Source organism: Paenibacillus suaedae (assembly GCF_032337355.1).
GTDB classification, from domain to species: Bacteria; Bacillota; Bacilli; order Paenibacillales; family Paenibacillaceae; genus Paenibacillus_B; species Paenibacillus_B suaedae.
The window spans coordinates 195,099-213,528 of sequence record NZ_JAVYAA010000009.1 but is presented as its reverse complement, the minus strand read 5'-3'; the positions used below and the strand labels follow the sequence as shown (position 1 = coordinate 213,528).

At 49.8% G+C, this 18,430-nt stretch carries 14 protein-coding genes; 9 read left to right on the top strand and 5 right to left on the bottom strand.

Annotated features, from left to right (window positions below; genetic code table 11):
* The first annotated feature begins 287 nt into the window (after positions 1-287).
* Positions 288-1,595: an MFS transporter gene (locus RQP50_RS27145; RefSeq protein WP_315747285.1), complete on the top strand. Its 1,308-nt coding sequence runs from the start codon at positions 288-290 to the stop codon at positions 1,593-1,595.
* A 12-nt stretch (positions 1,596-1,607) separates the two neighbouring features.
* A complete protein-coding gene (locus RQP50_RS27140; RefSeq protein WP_072729091.1) occupies positions 1,608-2,246 on the top strand; it encodes an ArsR/SmtB family transcription factor in 639 nt (212 codons plus the stop codon).
* A 171-nt stretch (positions 2,247-2,417) separates the two neighbouring features.
* Here RQP50_RS27140 and RQP50_RS27135 read toward each other — a convergent pair whose 3' ends face one another.
* Entirely contained in the window at positions 2,418-3,509 is a 1,092-nt protein-coding gene (locus RQP50_RS27135) for a M24 family metallopeptidase (protein ID WP_065293757.1), read from the bottom strand.
* Positions 3,510-3,827: 318 nt separating this feature from the next.
* On the opposite strand from RQP50_RS27135, the gene alsS reads away from it, so the two are divergent.
* Together alsS and budA are read left to right on the top strand one after the other, a co-directional pair.
* Entirely contained in the window at positions 3,828-5,477 is a 1,650-nt protein-coding gene (gene alsS / locus RQP50_RS27130) for an acetolactate synthase AlsS (protein WP_315747289.1), read from the top strand.
* Positions 5,478-5,532: 55 nt separating this feature from the next.
* A complete protein-coding gene (gene budA / locus RQP50_RS27125) occupies positions 5,533-6,333 on the top strand; it encodes an acetolactate decarboxylase (RefSeq protein ID WP_315747284.1) in 801 nt (266 codons plus the stop codon).
* 316 nt (positions 6,334-6,649) lie between these two features.
* On the opposite strand, the gene RQP50_RS27120 is transcribed toward budA, so the two are convergent.
* The 3 genes from RQP50_RS27120 to RQP50_RS27110 all read right to left on the bottom strand — a co-directional run bounded on the left by RQP50_RS27120 (position 6,650) and on the right by RQP50_RS27110 (position 11,220).
* Entirely contained in the window at positions 6,650-9,217 is a 2,568-nt protein-coding gene (locus RQP50_RS27120) for a glycoside hydrolase family 38 N-terminal domain-containing protein (protein ID WP_315747283.1), read from the bottom strand.
* 206 nt (positions 9,218-9,423) lie between these two features.
* Positions 9,424-10,383 carry an AraC family transcriptional regulator gene (locus tag RQP50_RS27115; protein WP_315747282.1) on the bottom strand — a complete coding sequence of 320 codons (960 nt, stop codon included), beginning with the start codon at positions 10,381-10,383 and terminating at the stop codon, positions 9,424-9,426.
* Between the two features lie 102 nt (positions 10,384-10,485).
* Complete coding sequence (locus RQP50_RS27110) at positions 10,486-11,220, bottom strand: hypothetical protein (RefSeq protein WP_315747281.1); 735 nt, start codon at positions 11,218-11,220, stop codon at positions 10,486-10,488.
* 322 nt (positions 11,221-11,542) lie between these two features.
* Between RQP50_RS27110 and RQP50_RS27105 the strand changes: the two genes are divergently transcribed.
* Positions 11,543-12,223 carry a TorD/DmsD family molecular chaperone gene (locus RQP50_RS27105; protein WP_021257210.1) on the top strand — a complete coding sequence of 227 codons (681 nt, stop codon included), beginning with the start codon at positions 11,543-11,545 and terminating at the stop codon, positions 12,221-12,223.
* 97 nt (positions 12,224-12,320) lie between these two features.
* On the opposite strand, the gene RQP50_RS27100 is transcribed toward RQP50_RS27105, so the two are convergent.
* Positions 12,321-12,905: a TetR/AcrR family transcriptional regulator gene (locus RQP50_RS27100; RefSeq protein ID WP_021257209.1), complete on the bottom strand. Its 585-nt coding sequence runs from the start codon at positions 12,903-12,905 to the stop codon at positions 12,321-12,323.
* 244 nt (positions 12,906-13,149) lie between these two features.
* On the opposite strand from RQP50_RS27100, the gene cls reads away from it, so the two are divergent.
* From cls to RQP50_RS27080, 4 genes are all read left to right on the top strand, one after another.
* Complete coding sequence (gene cls / locus RQP50_RS27095) at positions 13,150-14,661, top strand: cardiolipin synthase (RefSeq protein ID WP_315747280.1); 1,512 nt, start codon at positions 13,150-13,152, stop codon at positions 14,659-14,661.
* A gap of 121 nt (positions 14,662-14,782) precedes the next feature.
* On the top strand, positions 14,783-15,637 hold the full coding sequence (locus tag RQP50_RS27090; RefSeq protein ID WP_021257207.1) for an ABC transporter ATP-binding protein: 855 nt from the start codon (positions 14,783-14,785) through the stop codon (positions 15,635-15,637).
* 157 nt (positions 15,638-15,794) lie between these two features.
* Positions 15,795-17,012: an MFS transporter gene (locus tag RQP50_RS27085; protein ID WP_315747279.1), complete on the top strand. Its 1,218-nt coding sequence runs from the start codon at positions 15,795-15,797 to the stop codon at positions 17,010-17,012.
* 161 nt (positions 17,013-17,173) lie between these two features.
* A complete protein-coding gene (locus RQP50_RS27080; protein ID WP_315747277.1) occupies positions 17,174-18,382 on the top strand; it encodes an ornithine--oxo-acid transaminase in 1,209 nt (402 codons plus the stop codon).
* Positions 18,383-18,430: the final 48 nt, after the last annotated feature.

Genomic DNA, 18,430 nt, shown 5'->3' with positions numbered 1-18,430 from the left:
AGGTCGGGTGGCTTTCCCTTGCCCACAATTTGCTGAAGTGGGCAACAATGAAGCAAAAAGGTCGAGTATGGGTACAAATGTAACCCATAGCTCGACCTTTTTCAAATCTAGAGTCGTCTCACAGGTAGTAAAAACCTACTTATGGGACAGCCCCTTTTTTGTTGTCAGATGAGCTTGCACAGCAATTCATATTTATTTTGCGAACAGGGAAATAACCCCTTTACAAAAACATTTTTATCGCTAAAATAAATTTTAACGATAAAAATAACCTTAGTGGAGGGTTCCTTATGAAGCTGCTCATAAACAATCGCGCATTCCGATTTCTATGGCTTGCCCAAATCATTTCTGAGCTTGGTGACGGTATTACACGGCTCGTTGTTATCTTTCTTGTCGCTCATTTATCAAGCGATCCGCTGGCTATTAGTCTTGTCGTACTCGCTAATGTACTGCCAAGCATGCTCCTTGGAACATTCGTAGGCCCGATCGCTGATCGCTTCCAGCGTAGCCACATCATGATGGCCGCTGATATCTACCGTGCGATCATTGTCATGCTGCTTATCGCATCCCAGAACAATTTATACGGAATTTATGCTTTAGTATTGCTGCAAAACATCGGCACCGTGTTTTTTGAGCCTGCGCGCTCCGCTATAGTGCCCAGTCTTATTGGGAAAGAGAATATCCCGCAGGCCGTTTCCTTCTCGCAGGCTACTTATATGGCTATGAGGCTGGTGGGGCCATCGATTGCGGGGCTGTTAATTCCACTAGGTCATTTTGACCGGCTATTCCTTTTTAATGGACTTACGTTTGTGCTGTCTGCTTTGTTTATTTACGCGATGTCCAAGGCAGCACCTGCTCCTGATCGAACCCATGAAGATATCCAAGATGAACGCGGGGTGCGCAAGCAGTCAGCTGCTGAGAAGGAACCGTACTGGAAATCCTTGAAGGTGGGGCTGCGCACGATTTACCGCCACGATGGATTATTCGCGCTTCTTCTGCTGCTTGTACCGATCATGCTCGTCGTGGGTGTCATCAATACAAACCTGAATGCGGCATTGCTGCAAACCTTCCGCATCCCTGCCGAGCATTTTGGCTTCATTTCCAGCATGGTGGCAATAGGCAGCATATTGGGGGCGCTCGCTGCACCTTATCTCATGAAGCGGATGGCTTCCAATGTTCTGCTGCTCGGGGCAGTCGGGGTTATCGGCCTATTCTGCTTGCTCATTGTGCCGCTGTATTCGCTGTATCAAGAGAGCGGCGTGCTGAGTGTATATGTATGGTCGATTGGTCTTGGCGTATCGACGGCCTGCGCGAACGTGCCGCTTAGCAGTTTGTTTATTACGATTATGCCAGATGAAATGAGAGGCCGCGGATCGGGCGTATTCGATTCTGTGTCGCAAGCTGGCACGGTTCTTGGCATAGGCATAGGCGGGTTATTCGCTTCTATGTTCGGCGTATTGCTTGCCACCGCGCTTGCCGGATTGCTGCTTATTATTGTCGTGGCTATTTTCCCTCTGTTAAAATATAATCAAGCACTTCGAACAACGAACGAAGCGAGTATGGCAGGAGGAGACCTAGCGATGTCTTCTTCAGACTAAGGAGGGGACAGCTTGCAAGAGCAACGAATAATTAACGATGTCGAGCTGTTGAAGATCATGCTAGATCCGCGCCGAATGCAAATATTGCGGCTTGCGCAAAACGAGCCGATTACGGTAAAGCAGATGGCAGAGATAATGGATGAGAAGCCATCCAGACTGTACTACCATGTGAAAAAGCTGGAGGAGGCCGGGCTGCTGGAGCTCATTGAGACGAAGCAGCAGGGGAATCTAATCGAGAAGTATTATCTTGCAAATCAAGAGAAGCGTAGCTATACGTTGGGGAAGGAATTATCACAGGAGCATTCCAGTCTGATTGTACAGGAGCTTCTGCGCATTACTCATCAAGGTATGGACGTAATCGAGGATGGAATGCGAAAAGGACAGTTTGGTGAGGATTTGCCTGCGGATTTGAAGATTGCCTATTCCTCAATGACGCCGATGGAATGGGCGGAGAAGGCGTATTATTTACAGCATGCGATCTCATCCAACTATGCGGCGCCCCCTTTCAATCCGGAACAATCCCTGATTGCCAATGATGAACTGCGGGAGCAGAAGACTAAGGATGAATATGTATTCGTTACGCTTAGCTATCGATTGAAGGATGTTCCGAACCGGGAATCTGTCGAGAAGAGCGAGATGATGGATGATTGACGAAAGCTTTTGTTCCAATTTGGATCTAAGTTGAGTTAATCGAATATGCAGAAGAACACCCACCCTCCATGCTTAAGATAAGCAGGAGGGTGGGTGTTTGTTTTTGGAGGTTTGTACGGTACATACAATGCTTCTCCAAGTTACGTATGGATTCTTTTAGAAGGAAATGCCTTACCCGCCGATGATCGTAAGTTCCTTTGGATAAGAAGTCAATACCTCAACACCGTCTGCGGTTACGATGACATCATCCTCGATGCGCACGCCAGCCACCTTCGGCACATAGATGCCCGGTTCAATCGTGAACAGCATGCCCGGCTCAAGCACATCCTCGTTGCGCTCATGTACAGATGGGTACTCATGGACATCGATGCCGAGGCCATGACCGAGACGATGGGTGAAATAATCGCCGTAGCCTTTGTCCGCAATGACCTTGCGTGCTGTGCGATCAAGGCTGCCGAACGTAACACCTGGCTTCACAGCTTCAATGGCTGCCATGTTCGCGGCGAGCACCGTATTGTAAATTTCCTTGCAAGTATCATTCACTTCACCTACGGCGAATGTGCGCGTAATGTCAGAGGCATACCCGTTCGCGTATACGCCCATATCGAACAAGAGAAGCTCGCCTTCCTTTATTTTGCGGGAACCTGGTACGCCGTGCGGGAGTGCTGCATTCTCTCCAGCCAGCACCATCGTGCTGAAGGATGGGCCGTCTGAACCAAGCTTCTTCATCAAATATTCAAGCTCTGCCACCATTTCGATTTCACTCATGCCCACTTTAACTCGGCTTACGCCTTCCAGCAGAACAGCTTCGACAAGTCGAACTGCTTCTTTCATGCGAACGACTTCTTCTTCCGACTTGATGACACGCATCGCCTGCAGGATTGGGCCTGCATCTACGAAGCTTTTCGCTGCTGTGGCACTCGTTAATGCTTCATAGCGCTGTACGGACATATGTCCCTTCTCGATCGCGAAGCGAGCTGCCTGCTGTGGCAGATGTTGCTTTAGGATGTCATAAGGGTTGTCTGTATCTGTATGGGTAGCAATCTGTTGCACCACAGATACAGCGGCTGCTTTGTCCCCGTCCAGTACAGGTACAATCAGTGTTGGTTCGCCCTGTTGAGGGACTACGATTCCAAGGAAGCGCTCATGCGGATCACAAGCAAAGCCAGTCAAATAATAGACATGTTTGGGATCGGTAATGAGCATCACGTCAATGCCGCTTTGCTCCATGGCGGAATGGAGCTTGTTCCATTTATCATTCATCGAAAATCTATCCTTTCGTTCGGTAGTATAAGGTAGTCTAGGATCATTAGCCAGGCATCTATTCTCGAATGTACCATGACCGATTAAAAAATGCGAATAGACAAAATACAAAAAAGGAGTATTATATATAATACAGACTGATTATTTTCATGTGTTTTCACAACATGTGTTTTATACTGTACTAGTATTATGCCAATTATCGCCATGAGGAAAGGAATGACCGTCATGAACACTACGAAGACTCGCACGAACCATCAAACAAGCGAACGCGTTGAAAACCATCGTGTCGATTCCGTTACCCATTCACAATCATCCACTATGCGTGGAGCAGACATTGTCGTAGACTGCCTGAATCGTCAAGGCGTCACTCATATATTTGGAATTCCAGGGGCTAAGGTTGACAGCGTTTTTGACGCACTTGTTGATCGTGGCCCTTCTTTAATTGTGTGTCGGCATGAACAGAACGCAGCGTTCATGGCTGCCGCGGTAGGGCGATTAACAGGCAAACCAGGGGTGTGCCTGGTGACATCTGGACCAGGGGCATCCAACTTGGCAACAGGTCTTGTTACTGCAACGGCGGAAGGAGATCCAGTGGTTGCCTTAGGTGGCGCTGTATCTCGTGCAGATCGCTTGAAGCGGACACACCAATCCATGGACAATGCAGCACTGTTCCAGCCGGTTACGAAGTACAGCGCAGAAGTGCAGCATCCAGACAACCTGCCGGAGGTGCTGACGAATGCCTTCCGTGCAGCGACCTCGCCGCGTCAGGGTGCAGCCTTCGTCAGCCTGCCGCAGGATGTAATTACTAGTCCGGTAGAGGTATCGGCGATTGGGCCATTGCCTTCGCCACGGCTTGGAGCGGCTCCTTCCGAAGGAATAGCCGAGGCGGCTGAAGCATTGCGCAGTGCCCGCATCCCGGTCATTCTCCTTGGGATGCGGGCAAGCTCGCCGGAAGCAGTCTATGCGATTCGGCAGTTGGTCGCACATACCAACATTCCGGTTGTAGAGACCTTCCAAGCGGCAGGTGCCATCTCTCGCGAATTGGAGGCTCACTTCTTCGGCCGTATCGGATTGTTCCGCAATCAGCCGGGGGATGAGCTGATTGAACAATCGGATGTTGTGCTGACCATCGGGTACGATCCCGTGGAATACGATCCGAAGTTCTGGAATCATGATGGCAAGCGCCACATCATTCATCTCGATGATGTCCAAGCCGACATTGATCATGATTACCAGCCTGAGATGGAGCTGCTCGGAAGCATCGATCGTACCGTGCAGGAATTGACGAAGCACTTGGCCGGCTTGCAGCGGACGCCAGAAGCGAAGGTGCTGTGCGATTCCTTGCTTGCGAAGCTGGTAGAGGCGTGCGAGCCGCCGCAGAAGGTGAAGCCGGGAACGGTTCATCCCTTGCAAATTATTCATGGTCTGCGCAGCGTCATCGATGACAACGTTACGGTAACGTGTGACGTGGGCTCTCATTATATATGGATGGCGCGTTACTTCCGCTCTTATGAGCCGCGCCGCCTGCTGTTCAGCAATGGCATGCAGACACTTGGCGTCGCCTTGCCTTGGGCCATCGCTGCTGCCTTGGTTCGTCCGAATGAGAAGGTGGTATCCGTATCAGGGGATGGGGGCTTCTTGTTCTCTGCGATGGAGCTTGAAACAGCCGTTCGCTTGAATCTGCCGATTGTCCATCTCGTCTGGAATGACGGCACGTACGATATGGTTGCGTTCCAGCAGCAAATGAAATATGGCCGGACTGCAGGTGTCGAATTCGGCCAGCCGGACATGGTGCAGTATGCAGAGAGCTACGGAGCTACTGGCTACCGTGTCACGGATCCTGCCGAACTGGTACCGACACTGAGGAAGGCGCTTGAAGCAGAAGGGCCTGTCGTTATCGACATTCCGGTCGATTACAGTGATAATATCGCGCTTGGAGATACGCTGCTCCCAGACCAATTCCACTAAGAGTGCATCTGGCAGCGTGGGAAAGTACAGCTTGCTACAAGGAGGAACAGAAAAGATGAATGCCGTATTGGAACATCCAGTCAACACAACATTACGTCCATCGGACTCATATACAACAACGGAACGAGAAGCGGAACACCGCTCAGAGCAGCCGAGCGCCATTTTCCAGACATCTACCATGAGCGCCCTGCTCGACGGTGTATTCGAGGGGAGCATGACAATGGCTGAGCTGAAGCAGCATGGCGACTTCGGTATAGGCACATTCAATGAATTGGATGGGGAATTAATCGCCTTCGATGGGGACTATTATCGCCTGCGCTCCGACAGCAGTGTAACGCCCGTGAAGCCGGAAGACGGAACTCCATTTGCTTCCGTAACGTTCTTCCAGCCAGTCAAGACATTCCGTGTGAACCAGCCAATGAGCCGCAGCCAGCTAGAGCAGCTGATAGACAGCCTGCTCCCGAGCCTGAACCTGTTCTATGCGATTCGTATTGACGGGGAGTTCGAATGTGTAGTAACACGTACTGTTGCGAAGCAGAAGCCGCCATTCCGCCCGTTCTTGGAGGCAATCGAATCTCAGCCAACATTCACATTGGAGAAGAAAAAGGGAACTGTAGCAGCGTTCCGCATGCCAGCATTTGCTCAAGGAATAGCTGTAGCGGGCTATCACCATCACTTCGTTGATGATGCGCGCACAGGCGGCGGGCATGTGCTGGACTTGCAGCTTAAATCAGGCATCGTGCAGATAGGCAAGCCGTCAGAGGTGCATATGCATTTCCCTGAGACCGAAGCGTTCATGAACGCTGACCTGACGAGCCGCGATCTTGATGCAGAAATTGCGAAGGCAGAAGGTTGATCCGATATTCAAGCTTGCTGGTAAGCAAACGTAGAACCCGCACGTTGAACGAACGAATCGTACCCCCGTACAACGTACTCGTACATTCATAGTACCCGTACAGTGTGCATTTGAATTGCAGCATCAGCGTGTACATGAGTAAGTTTACAATATGCCAAGAAGGCCTGAATGGGAGAGAATGGAGCCCGTTTGGGTCTTTTTTTATTAAGGAGACAAGGTTGTGTGTGATGGCTAATGAAGGGTAAATCCCCTGATGCCTTGATGGGAGTGGACATCAGGGGGCGGATGATACTGCACTTTGAAAGATGCGGCAGCCTTAACTCATGCGAGCGACAGTAAACGATGTGGCAAGCGTGGAAATTTCATTGGACAATTGCGCTGCGCTTACATCATGACGCAATTCCACAGCATAACAGAATTCGTAGAAGCCTCCGAGTGTGGCTTTGAAATTCGTTTCCCAATAGTTCGTCATTAACCAAGCATAGGTAGACGGCCTAGTGTCCAGCGACTGCTGGGTATGAACAAGTCTGCGGCCATGCTCAAGCGATCCCAGTTGCAGCAGCGGTGTATCGGGCATAGCGAGAAGCAGTGTAAGCTCTTCGGACTGTGAACCTGTATAGTCTGTCACTGGAGGTTTATCGCTAGGATCAGCTGAATTAGGATGCGATGCATGCGTATGATTGCACCATGCCAGACCTTCTTGAATGCACGTATAATCCAGGCACGTGCCTGGCAGCTGATCGATCCATGGACGTACGATGGCTCCTGCTTTCTCTACATACAAGGTATCTTTGTGATGTTCGCCAGTCGTGAACGGCAGTGCGACATATACGTTCTCGGGAAGCCATACGCTGTCTTTGTGAAGCCGAACAGATATCTCGACCCGATTCGATGCAGCATGTACCTTCAGGAATAGTGCGTAATAGCTCATTCCTTCGATCACGTAAGTCAGCTCTATTGTCGCATATAACGGACCATTCTCGATTGGACGTGCACGGACGAGGCGACCGGTGCTTCGCTCTACGTTTATACCCTTGCGATTGCGTCCCATCCGGCTGCGAACAGCCCAGACTTGGCTCTGATCGCTTGAATCAGCAGCCGGAGTGACCTCGTAAATGGGTGTGAATGCACCGTGCTCGCGATTGGCTGCCAGCATTTCGCATCCCGTTTGTTTATCGATCCAAGAGGTAATGCCCTCGTTTTCCTTCCATTCAATCCGTACATAGGGTGATTCAATCGAATGCTGAGCAATACGAATAGGACCATGTGCAGACTCTTCTGCATGCAAGTCCTCCATATCATAGACTCGATCACTTCCCATCAGGCGGGTATTGGATGTTGTCAGATTTGTAGGGCGAGCTGGTGCCTTACGAAGGTTCAGGAAGCACTCTTCACCTGAACCGAGCGTGACTTGAACGACAACGGACTGTGGGTGAGGGGACTGGTGCGGAAGCACATTCCCGGTTCCTTCATGTACGACTTCCAATCCACCTTCGAATAGAGCAGGCTCCCATCCATCCAAGGATAGGGCGACAAGCTTGGCAGCGGGTGCATGCTCCGTGTTCACAATGCGATAGCGGAATGGACGCTCAGGATATAGAGGTGCAGCACCTTGCGCGAACAGCACCTGATCCAGCGCTTGGTGCGCAAGGCGGCTGGCCTCGGCTGCATAGGCCTGCTTGCGTACTTCGAGCAGCTGTACGTTCGGGTGCCATGGCTCATAGATGGAGGAGTGGTAGCCCCATGTATGTTCCGCATACATGACAAGTGCTTGCTCGACTTGATTCAGCTTCGAGATCTCCACGATGCTAGCCTTAGGATCGAGGCGCTTCACCTTGCGCAGTGTGCGCTGTGCGTCACGGAACAGCTGCGTATGCATGGCTGTCGAGCTGACGCCGTCAGACCACCAATCCGGCCAATCTCCTGTATAGACCGGTAATTGGTCTACATCTTCCTGCTTCAATCTAGCAAAGAAATCATGAAGCGTCGTCATCTCAATGCGAATTGTATCGCCGTATTGGGCATTCCAGTCGCGAATGAATTCCATAATTCGGCCGTTGGGTGCAGCATTGTCTGTGCCTAAACCAGACAGCATGACCGGTGCAAAGTCATAGGGGTACCCTTCTTCCTCAAGCTGGTTTACATAACGGTGCATACGGATGCGTGCAATATCGTCATGATGCGCATCGATTAACTGGTTATCGAATTCGTCTTGGATCATATACTTGCCGAGTGCACCGGGACATAAGCCAAGCTCGTTGCCGAACATGTAGTGCTCTCCGTTCCAGACGAGCAATCTCTCGCCATTCGGCGCCTGCCACCAGAAGGGCGTCTGCTTGCGGCCAAGTGCGAACATACCGTGGTGGGTGTGGATGCAGCTGAATAAATGCTTGATGCCATTGTCGAGGAGGCTCTGGGCATACCCCCATCCATAACCGTTAATGTCAGCAGTCATTGCTGAGTCCACATGTTGCCCGATCGACTCTGCGTATGTCTGTGCTTTACGATGAATGCTATGCAATAAGGAATAGTCCGGCAGCTCCGTCATATTCAAATACGTACCAGACAGCTCGATGCTGCCGCTGCGCACAGCCTCCGCAAATTGCTCGCGCTCCTTCTCCGAAGCTTGCTCCAAGAAACGTTCCACTGCCCAGAATGTCTCGCAGGTCCAACGAAATCCCTTCCATTCCGGCTTCGTTCCGTTCGATGCTTGCTGTACAATGTTCAGCGCCTGTCGAATAAATTCGACGTGATAGCGCTCGATCTTCTCCTGGCGTTCTGTATATCCAATGTCCGTATGGGAGTGGTGTATCGCATAAATGGTCCAAGTCCGCTTCGGGGAGGGGGTTACCGCACGCGCGATATGCTGTTCGATGTTCATCATGTAAGGCCTCCAATTCCATTTCAGCTAGGTAACAAGTAATGAAAGAAACCTTCCGCTCCATTCCGGCTTCAGAAGGTCAGTGACATGGCAGCGAAGAGCAGAGATTGTGTACCCCTGTCTTCTCTCCTGTATGCCCTCATTGTAAGAAATGGTGGGAAGGTTGTATTTGGACTGGTTGGCTTTGTTTTTGTAAAATACGGACATCATTATGCGTTCGGACGTTGACTCGGATCTGTATCGGGACGAGCGCGGTGGAGATAACGGCGACGGTAACGTGCAGGAGATACTCCGAGCAGCTGGGTGAATACTCTTGTAAAATAATGCACCGACTCGAAGCCACACTGCGCAGCGATATGCTTAATGGCTGCATCAGTATCGAGTAGAAGCTCCTTCGCCAATTGGATACGCCGTTCTTGTACATAATGGACGAACGTCTGACCGCCATGCTGCATGAACAGTCGGGATAGATGACGGGGAGAAATGTGCAAATGCTGTGCCACGATCTCAAGCGACAGCGGTTCACTAAGGTTATCCGCTAAGTACAGACAGGCTCTGCGGAACAGATCATTCGTGCCGACAGAAATGTTCGCGGCGCCTATGGACACTTCCGGGAGCTGGTAGGTATGCGGCGCGAATAGCGGCAGCATCGAATACAGCAGTGCCCCAGCTGTCGATTGCAGTACCGCAATCGGGTAAGCGGCTTGTCCCTGCCCATTCGCGTTATCGAACATGTACAGCAGGGCGCCCCACAGCGCTGCTGTTGCTGACTTCTCAGCTGAAGGAATAACAGGGACGGCATCTTGCGCCAGTACTTGATAGGCACGAGCGTAAGCATCTGCCGAATCTGATTCGATGATGTCGAAGGCGACGTAACATAGCGCAAGACCCTCGTCACTGCGAATCTGATGCCAGATGCCAGGTCGGGAACAGAAGGAGGTTCCTGAGGATAGCGGATAATGCTTGCCATCGTCGATATATTCTCCGCTCCCTTCCATGACGTAGCACATTTCAAAAAAAGAATGTCGATGCAGCGTGTTATGGTAATGTTGGGGCATGAAGCCCCAGTAATGGACACGATAGCGCACAGGCCCGCAGTCGATCTGGGTGGCGTATATATTGAGCGCATGATTTGCTTTTTTGTATGCTATAGGACTCGCATTCATCATATGTACTCCTTTGTGTACCATACGTATGTCTAACATGATGCTTGGTTGAAATGCAGCTGCGTAGCGAAGTTCTGATTCTTCGCAGTATGGCCCTGATCTCTCTTAATCCTCCTTATTTGACGAAAGGATATGCTTGCCAATGGCAAAGAGGAAAATTCCTGCGTAAGCACCTACTCCCAGATACCACGAAAGAGTTTGATTAGCATCCTCCTCTAGCTGTGCTAGCAGGGTAGCTTGATCGGTAGAGACGAGAAGGGTTTTGTTCTCCTTGAGCGGGACGAGCTGTCCCTCTTGCACGTGGACGGCAATAATTGAGCTTCTGCCAGGCCGAATGCCTCGATAGGCACATCTATTTTCTTTTGAAAAAATTCCGTCATTGCATATCAGGTATATTTCTTCCTGAATCTCCGCTCCATATACCATCGATGGTGTTAATATAAGATGTCCGGTCAGCAACAGCCATTCATTAGAACGAATCGGGTATCCAGCTACAGCTGCATCTTTTGCGAGCCAGTTGTTAATCTCATCGGGAGTACTAGGATATTCTTTCCTTTTGTTGGGGACGTAAGTTTCTCTTTGCAGCAGTACAAATGCAGGCTGAACGTAATCGGAATCTCCTGTTGGAGCCGCAGCTGTCATTTTTCCTTCAATAATTTGATAACCGTTCTGTGACAAATCAATCGTCGTTTCTGGCCTTATATTTTCCAGCTTCGAAATCAAGCTGCGAGTCTCTCTTTCTTTACCTGTTCCCAGTAGGAAAATAATGATGAGAATCAATGCTAGGGAGGCTACAACAATAAGATCAAATAGAAAGCCTTTATTAAGTGTTTTTTTCATGGTTTCTCCTCTGATTTCTTCCCTGGAAAATGTGAAGATCAACTGTAAAGTGAGGCAACAATTGGAACTGTCTCTTTGCTATGACGTTTGTTACAATAAAATTTACCAGTATTTTAGTATCTAAATAAATCGGTTTTACGAACAAAGTATGTATGCAGTTGAATCGTATCAATTTACCGGGCAATTGAGTTCGAATTCACATAAGTGTCACATATAACGCTTTCAGCAGCCATGTTGTTCACAATTCGTCACAGCAATTGATCGTCCGGTTATGGGACAATATGGATGGAAGCTGGAAATCATCATATGGAGGGGACGGACGATGTTGTTAACGGCAGAACAGCTGGAACAGTGGAGTGGTGATACCGTGGAGCGAATGGAGACGCGCAAGGCAGCTTATCAATTGCTGGCTGATTTCCTGGGAGAAGTTCCAACACTAGATGTCATCATGGCATGGCGGAACGGGCAGGAGCTTAAGTTGTTGTCATCCAGTTCCGAAGGAGCCCAGAAGCTGTGCAGTATGCTCACGAACATGTCGATTAACGAAATGTACGCCGTATACTCCTCGCTGCGAGACGAGTATTTGCGCTTGTTCGGCTCTTCAGGCCAGCTGCCTGTAGCGCCTTGCGAGACCATGTATCGTGCGAGCGAGCAAATGTTGCCTAAGTCATACGCTCATGATGTGCGGCAAATGTATGCTGAATTCAGTTTATATTTCAAGAAGATGAACGGAGAGCCTGACGACCATATTTCCATAGAATTGGAATTCATGGCTGTTCTCATCGAGAAGATGATGAACAATGTGGCCTCGAAAGAGCGTTATGAGCGTTATATGAATGGCCAGCGCGAATTCGTGTTGGATCATCTGAAGAGCTGGGCGCCACGCTTCGCAGAGGACTTGGCACAGCATGCTGAACATCCAATTTATAAGGCAATTGGAATGCTGCTAAGAGAGTTCATCGCTAAAGAAGCCGCATGGGCAGAACAGATGAAGATCGCATAGTTGCACATTCTGTATCGATATTGATGCAGTGAGATAGAACGAAATCGAGATCTATGCATATGACAAGGGACCTTTCCACACAAAGGTCCCTTCTTCTCTATACGGACTTGCACGTAATGCCGCGCCAATAGATCGTCCAAGCGGCTTCAAGATTGCTCTCGAATCGGCTTACGCCTCCGTACAGAAGCTGTACGAACAGCCCGTCCAATATCGAGATGAATGCCTTGGCTGCCTGCTCGGGATGAACACCGTGAATTTCTTGTGAGCGCAGCGCCTGTGCCATGCGGGGGATGAGCCCCTTCTCCAGCCGCTCGATGAAGGAGTGCATGCGTTCAAGGACAGGCTCTTGCAGCGATGGAGGCGGGAAGAAGGCGACCCGCAGCATAAATTTGAGCACATCATACTGGCTGTACCGGTGACGGTAGGAGTCAAGCAGCAGCTTCAACTGATCGTAGAGCGGCAAATGCTCATGCTTGTGGAAAAAGTCCGTGATCCAGTTTAACTCATCGACAAATACAGATTGCAGCACGTGCAAAAACAGATCTTCCTTGCTCTTATAATGCGCATAAATAGATGGCTTCTTAATGCCGACTTCCTCGGCAACTTTGGACAAGGAAGTTCCGGCATAGCCATATTTGGCAAAATGGGATAGAGCGATAAGTTGAATGCGGTTGGCAGTCAAAGGGAAACCCTCCATTCTTAGCTGTTCCATAACTACCTATCGTTCGTTCGACGAAATTATGTCACACGGTTGAAATCGTTGTCAATGACATATTTGAAAGCGGAGAATTCGGGTATAGTAATTTAATATGGATTGTTCTTCCTTCACCTCTTTATTAAGACATATTGCAGGATTATATAGTAGGATGCTGTATAAGGATAGAAGCATGTTAGATACAGATATTTAGAGATGGGGGAGCATGCGGATGAGGAGAGCATTGCAGGTAGGTTTGTTTCTGATCTTATTGATGACGCTAGGTCTATACATAAACGATACGTTCGGGCATACCATCGCTACATCCTTAAGTATTATGACGACACTCGCGGTCATCACGCTTGCCGTTATTATTTTTATGGAAAATCGGCATCCTTCCAGCACGGTTGCATGGATTCTGGTGCTGGCACTCGTTCCTGTAGTCGGATTTATTTTCTATATGCTATTTGGTCAGAATTATCGCAAGCGGCGCCGTTATGCCCGCAAGGCTGTCCAGGATCGGCAGGGGTATGCCTTCATTGATAATGAATCGCTGACACGCAGGGAGCAGGTATTCGCTACCTTCAATCCTGATGAGCGCCAGCTTCTGCGACTGACGAGCCGACTTAGTAAGAGCCCGATATCCTTCGGGTCCGATACGCGGATTTTGAACAATGGGGAAGAGACGTTCTCTGCGCTCATTACGGAATTGAACCAGGCGCAGCATCATATTCATATGGAGTATTATATCTATCGGGATGACGACATCGGACGATCGCTTAAGCGAATACTGATTGATAAGGCAGCTGCTGGGGTTAAGGTTCGCTTCATGGTGGATGCGGTAGGAAGCATGCATCTGCCGAAGACATTCTTGGCGGATCTGCGCAATGCCGGGGTCGAGGTGGCGGTGTTTGGTGCTGTGAAATTCCCGCTGTTCTCGAATCGGGTGAATTACCGGAACCATCGCAAAATTGTTGTCGTGGACGGCAACGTTGCTTTTATCGGCGGATTGAATGTAGGAGATGAGTATTTAAGCCGCAGCAAGACGTATGGCTTCTGGCGCGATACTCATATGATCGTCCGAGGCGAAGCGGTGAAGACGATGCAGATCATTTTCCTACAAGATTGGTGCCATACGACAGGATGCAAGTTGTACGATCCAGAATACTTGACTCCACAGCCTACGGAGTCGGCCTCAGGCGCGGTCCAGATGATCGCAAGCGGCCCCGATCAAGAATTCAAAACGATGAAAAATGTATTCTTCTCGATGCTGACTTCGGCCAAGAAGTCAATCTGGATCGCAACGCCTTACTTTATTCCGGATGAGGATATCTTTACAGCCTTGCGTGTAGCAGCGTTGTCTGGTGTGGATGTGAGGCTGTTGTTCCCGGCTAAGCCGGATAAGTGGCTGCCGTTCCTGGCATCGCACTCCTATTTCCCGGGACTCATGGAGGCGGGGGTTCGCATCTATGAATATGAGAAGGGCTTCCTGCACTCGAAGCTCATTATTGTGGACGGAAAGATGGCGACGATCGGGACGGCCAATATGGATATGCGCAGCTTCCACTTGAACTTCGAGGTGAATGCACTGCTGATGCGTACAGAGAGTGTTCAGCAGCTCGTAGAGGAGTTCGAGCTTGATCTACAGTCGGCCGCACCGATCGTAGAAGAACAGTTCGCACGCAAAAAAGTGTTCACGCGCTTTCTTGAATCGGCCGCACGTCTATTCTCACCACTGCTGTAGGCCTAAGTGGACTACAGTGGTAGTTGGAATAGATTGACTCTATGTGTGGTTTGTGGCATGATTAGGTAGAACTCCTTTTGAGAACGATTTTCATTATCTATGAAATACGGGAGGAACGATCATGTCTGTATTGAACACACGCTCTCTTACGTTATCGTACGGGGAAACCTCTATTATAGAAGATTTAACGGTTAGTATACCTGAAGGCAAGATTACGGTGCTGATTGGCAGCAACGGATGCGGCAAGTCGACGCTGCTTCGCTCTCTTGCCCGCTTGCTGAAGCCTACGCTTGGTACGGTTCTGCTGGATGGTAAAGATATTCATCGTTCCAGAACGAGGGAAGTTGCGCGTAAGATGGCGATCTTGCCTCAGGGGCCAACAGCGCCAGAAGGGTTGACGGTTCATCAGCTTGTGAAGCAAGGACGTTATCCATACCAGACCTGGCTGAAGCAGTGGTCGGAAGAGGATGAGCGGCTTGTACGCCATGCGCTGAAGGTGACAGGCCTTGAGGAATTGGCTGATCGGCCAGTAGATGCCTTGTCCGGCGGTCAACGACAACGGGCGTGGATCGCCATGACGCTTGCGCAGAATACGGATATCGTTCTGCTCGATGAGCCGACAACGTATTTGGACTTGAGCCATCAGATCGAGATACTGGATTTATTGTATGATTTGAACCGGAATGAGGGCCGTACCATCGTGATGGTTCTTCATGATTTGAACTTGGCTTGCCGGTATGCGGATCATATTATAGCTGTGCGCAATAAGGGCATTCATTCACAGGGAGCTCCAGAAGATGTGCTGACGGTCGACATGGTGAGGGACGTATTCTGTATGGAATGCATCGTATGCGATGATCCGCTGTTTGGTACACCGATGTGCGTGCCGCGCGGCAAAGGGCGCATCTGCGGTGAACGTTGTGAACGCAAGGATGAGTGCGCAGCGAACACAATGCTGCAATCAAGCGCTGTATAAAGGAAATACGGAACTTTAGAAAGATGTGGACGGGGAAATCTAAGAAGCTGTTTGGCGTTGCCAGACGGCTTTTTTTGCACCCTTATTGCCCCTTCTTTTTCCAACTGATATGCTTGGACTATTAATTATGACATATGATCATCGGAGGGACATTCATTTGTGGAGCAATCGTAACGTATGGATTGTGCTCTGTGGCGAATTTATCGCCGGCCTGGGGCTTTGGACATCCATTATCGCGAATTTGGAATTTATGCAGCATTATGTGCCATCAGACTTTATGAAGTCATTGATATTATTCACTGGCCTTCTCGCAGGTGTCCTCATTGGGCCATATGCGGGGAAAGTGATCGATTCGCATCGCAAGAAGAGCGTCCTTATCTGGGCGGGTATTGGACGGATGATAAGTGTTTGCTTCATGTTTCTCGCCATTGCGCAAGGCTCGGTCTGGTGGATGATTCTATTTGCAGTGTGTCTGCAAATATCCGCGGCTTTTTATTTTCCGGCGCTTCAATCGGTCATTCCACTTATCGTTCAAGATAAAGATCTTATCGCATTGAACGGAGTCCATATGAACGCTTCTACGATTGCCCGTATTATCGGAACGGTGGCAGCCGGTATGATGCTGTCTGTCATGAGCTTGTCTGCCTTGTACACAGCATCGCTCGTCGCCTATGGACTTCTGCTTGTCTCCACGTACTTCCTTGATATTGATGAGGGGGCTAAGGAAGACCGCAGCCAGAAGCGTAAAGAGAAGCAAGGCGGCGGATTCAAGGAGATTGTCCCGATGCTCAAAGGGATGCCAGTTGCTCTTATGGCGCTCTGTCTATCGATTATTCCAGGATTTTTTATTGGGAGCTTCAACTTGATGGTCATTAATATTAGCGAAATGCATCAGGATACGCAAATTAAGGGCTGGCTCTACGCAGCTGAAGGCGTTGCCTTCATACTGGCTGCATTCTTCGTGAAACGCTTATCCGGTCAGCGCGATCTATTAAAGCAATTGTTCGCGCTGTCCTTCATTATCGCAGCTGCGCAAGGGCTGCTGTTCTTCGCTCATGTGAAATGGATGACACTTGTGGCGTTCGGACTCTTTGGCTTTGCAGCTGGATTCTTCTTTCCTTTGTTGTCGACCTACTTTCAGAAGTCGATTCCGAAAGAACTGCATGGCCGCTTCTTCTCATTCAGGACGATGCTGGATCGGGTCATGTTCCAAGTGGTGCTTCTTGCGGCAGGGTTCAGTCTGGATACGATAGGCTTGCCTTACATGGTACTGATTTTCAGCGCGCTATCGCTAGCTATCCTTTTGTATGGAATGGCTCATACCGTTGGCTCGACGTCCAAGCGCAAGCAGGACACCGAGAAATCGGCGATTTGAAAGTAAGTTATTCGTAAATGGGCTGTGTACAGGAGGGTTCCCAAATGTTCCGTAGAAGGAATATGATGGGAACTTTTTCTGTATGAGAAAAGGAGAGTGTACACCCCTTGTGGAATAGGATGTAGGGAAGTATCGATTTTGAGGACAGAGGAGGACGGAACATGAAACGGTCAGAGGAAATTATACAGACAGCGGAACGATTCGGAGCGAGGAACTATCATCCGCTTCCTGTCGTAATCGAGAAGGCAGAAGGAGTGTGGGTTGAAGATCCAGAAGGGCGCCAATACATGGATATGTTAAGCGCTTACTCTGCCTTGAACCATGGTCATCGCCATCCGAAGCTGATCGAAGCTCTTGTGAATCAGGCGAACCAATTGACGCTGTGCTCACGCGCCTTCCATAGCGAACCGTTATCTCGTCTGAGCGAACAGTTGGCAGCATATACAGGCAAGTCCAAGATACTGCCTATGAATACGGGCGCTGAAGCAGTTGAGACTGCTCTCAAGGCGGCACGACGCTGGGCATATCGCCATAAGAGCATTCCGCGCGACCAAGCGGATATTATCGTATGCAGTGGCAATTTTCATGGTCGAACCATTACCGTTACCTCATTCTCTTCCAGTGAAGAATACAAAGAAGACTTCGGCCCCTTTACACCAGGCTTCACGATCATTCCATACGGCGATGCCGAGGCACTGGAAAGTGCAATTACGCCGAACACGGCTGCATTCCTCGTAGAACCTATTCAAGGAGAGAATGGAATTGTAATGCCGCCAGATGGGTATTTGCGCAAGGTGCGAGAGATTTGCACCCGTCACCATGTGCTGTTCATTGCAGATGAAATTCAGACGGGATTCGGACGAACCGGCAAGCGCTTCGCCTGCGATTGGGAGCAGGTGATACCGGACATGTACATTATGGGCAAGGCACTTGGCGGAGGTGTGCTTCCGATTTCTGCTGTAGCAGCAGACGAAGCGATCTTATCCGTCTTTGAGCCAGGTTCGCATGGCTCTACCTTCGGCGGCAATCCGCTAGCTTGTGCGGTGGCCTCAGCGGCGCTTACTGTACTTGACGAAGAAGAGTTGGCAGAGCGCGCCGAACGGCTCGGGGCATATTTCCAGAAGCAGCTTGCCAGCATATCCAGCCCGATTGTGAAGGAAATTCGTGGTCGTGGCCTGCTGATTGGCATGGAGCTAACGGAGGGGGCCAGACTCTACTGTGAGGCTCTTATGCGTCTTGGTCTGCTCTGTAAGGAGACGCATGGCACGGTCATTCGCTTTGCGCCGCCGCTGGTCATCACGGAAGAACAGCTGGATTGGGCAGTAGAGCGTATTCGCAGTGTGCTGGTCTCAGGGGCGATTATTGCTTGAACAACAAGAGGGTGACAACATCGCAATCTGCTTACTCGATAGAAGGTT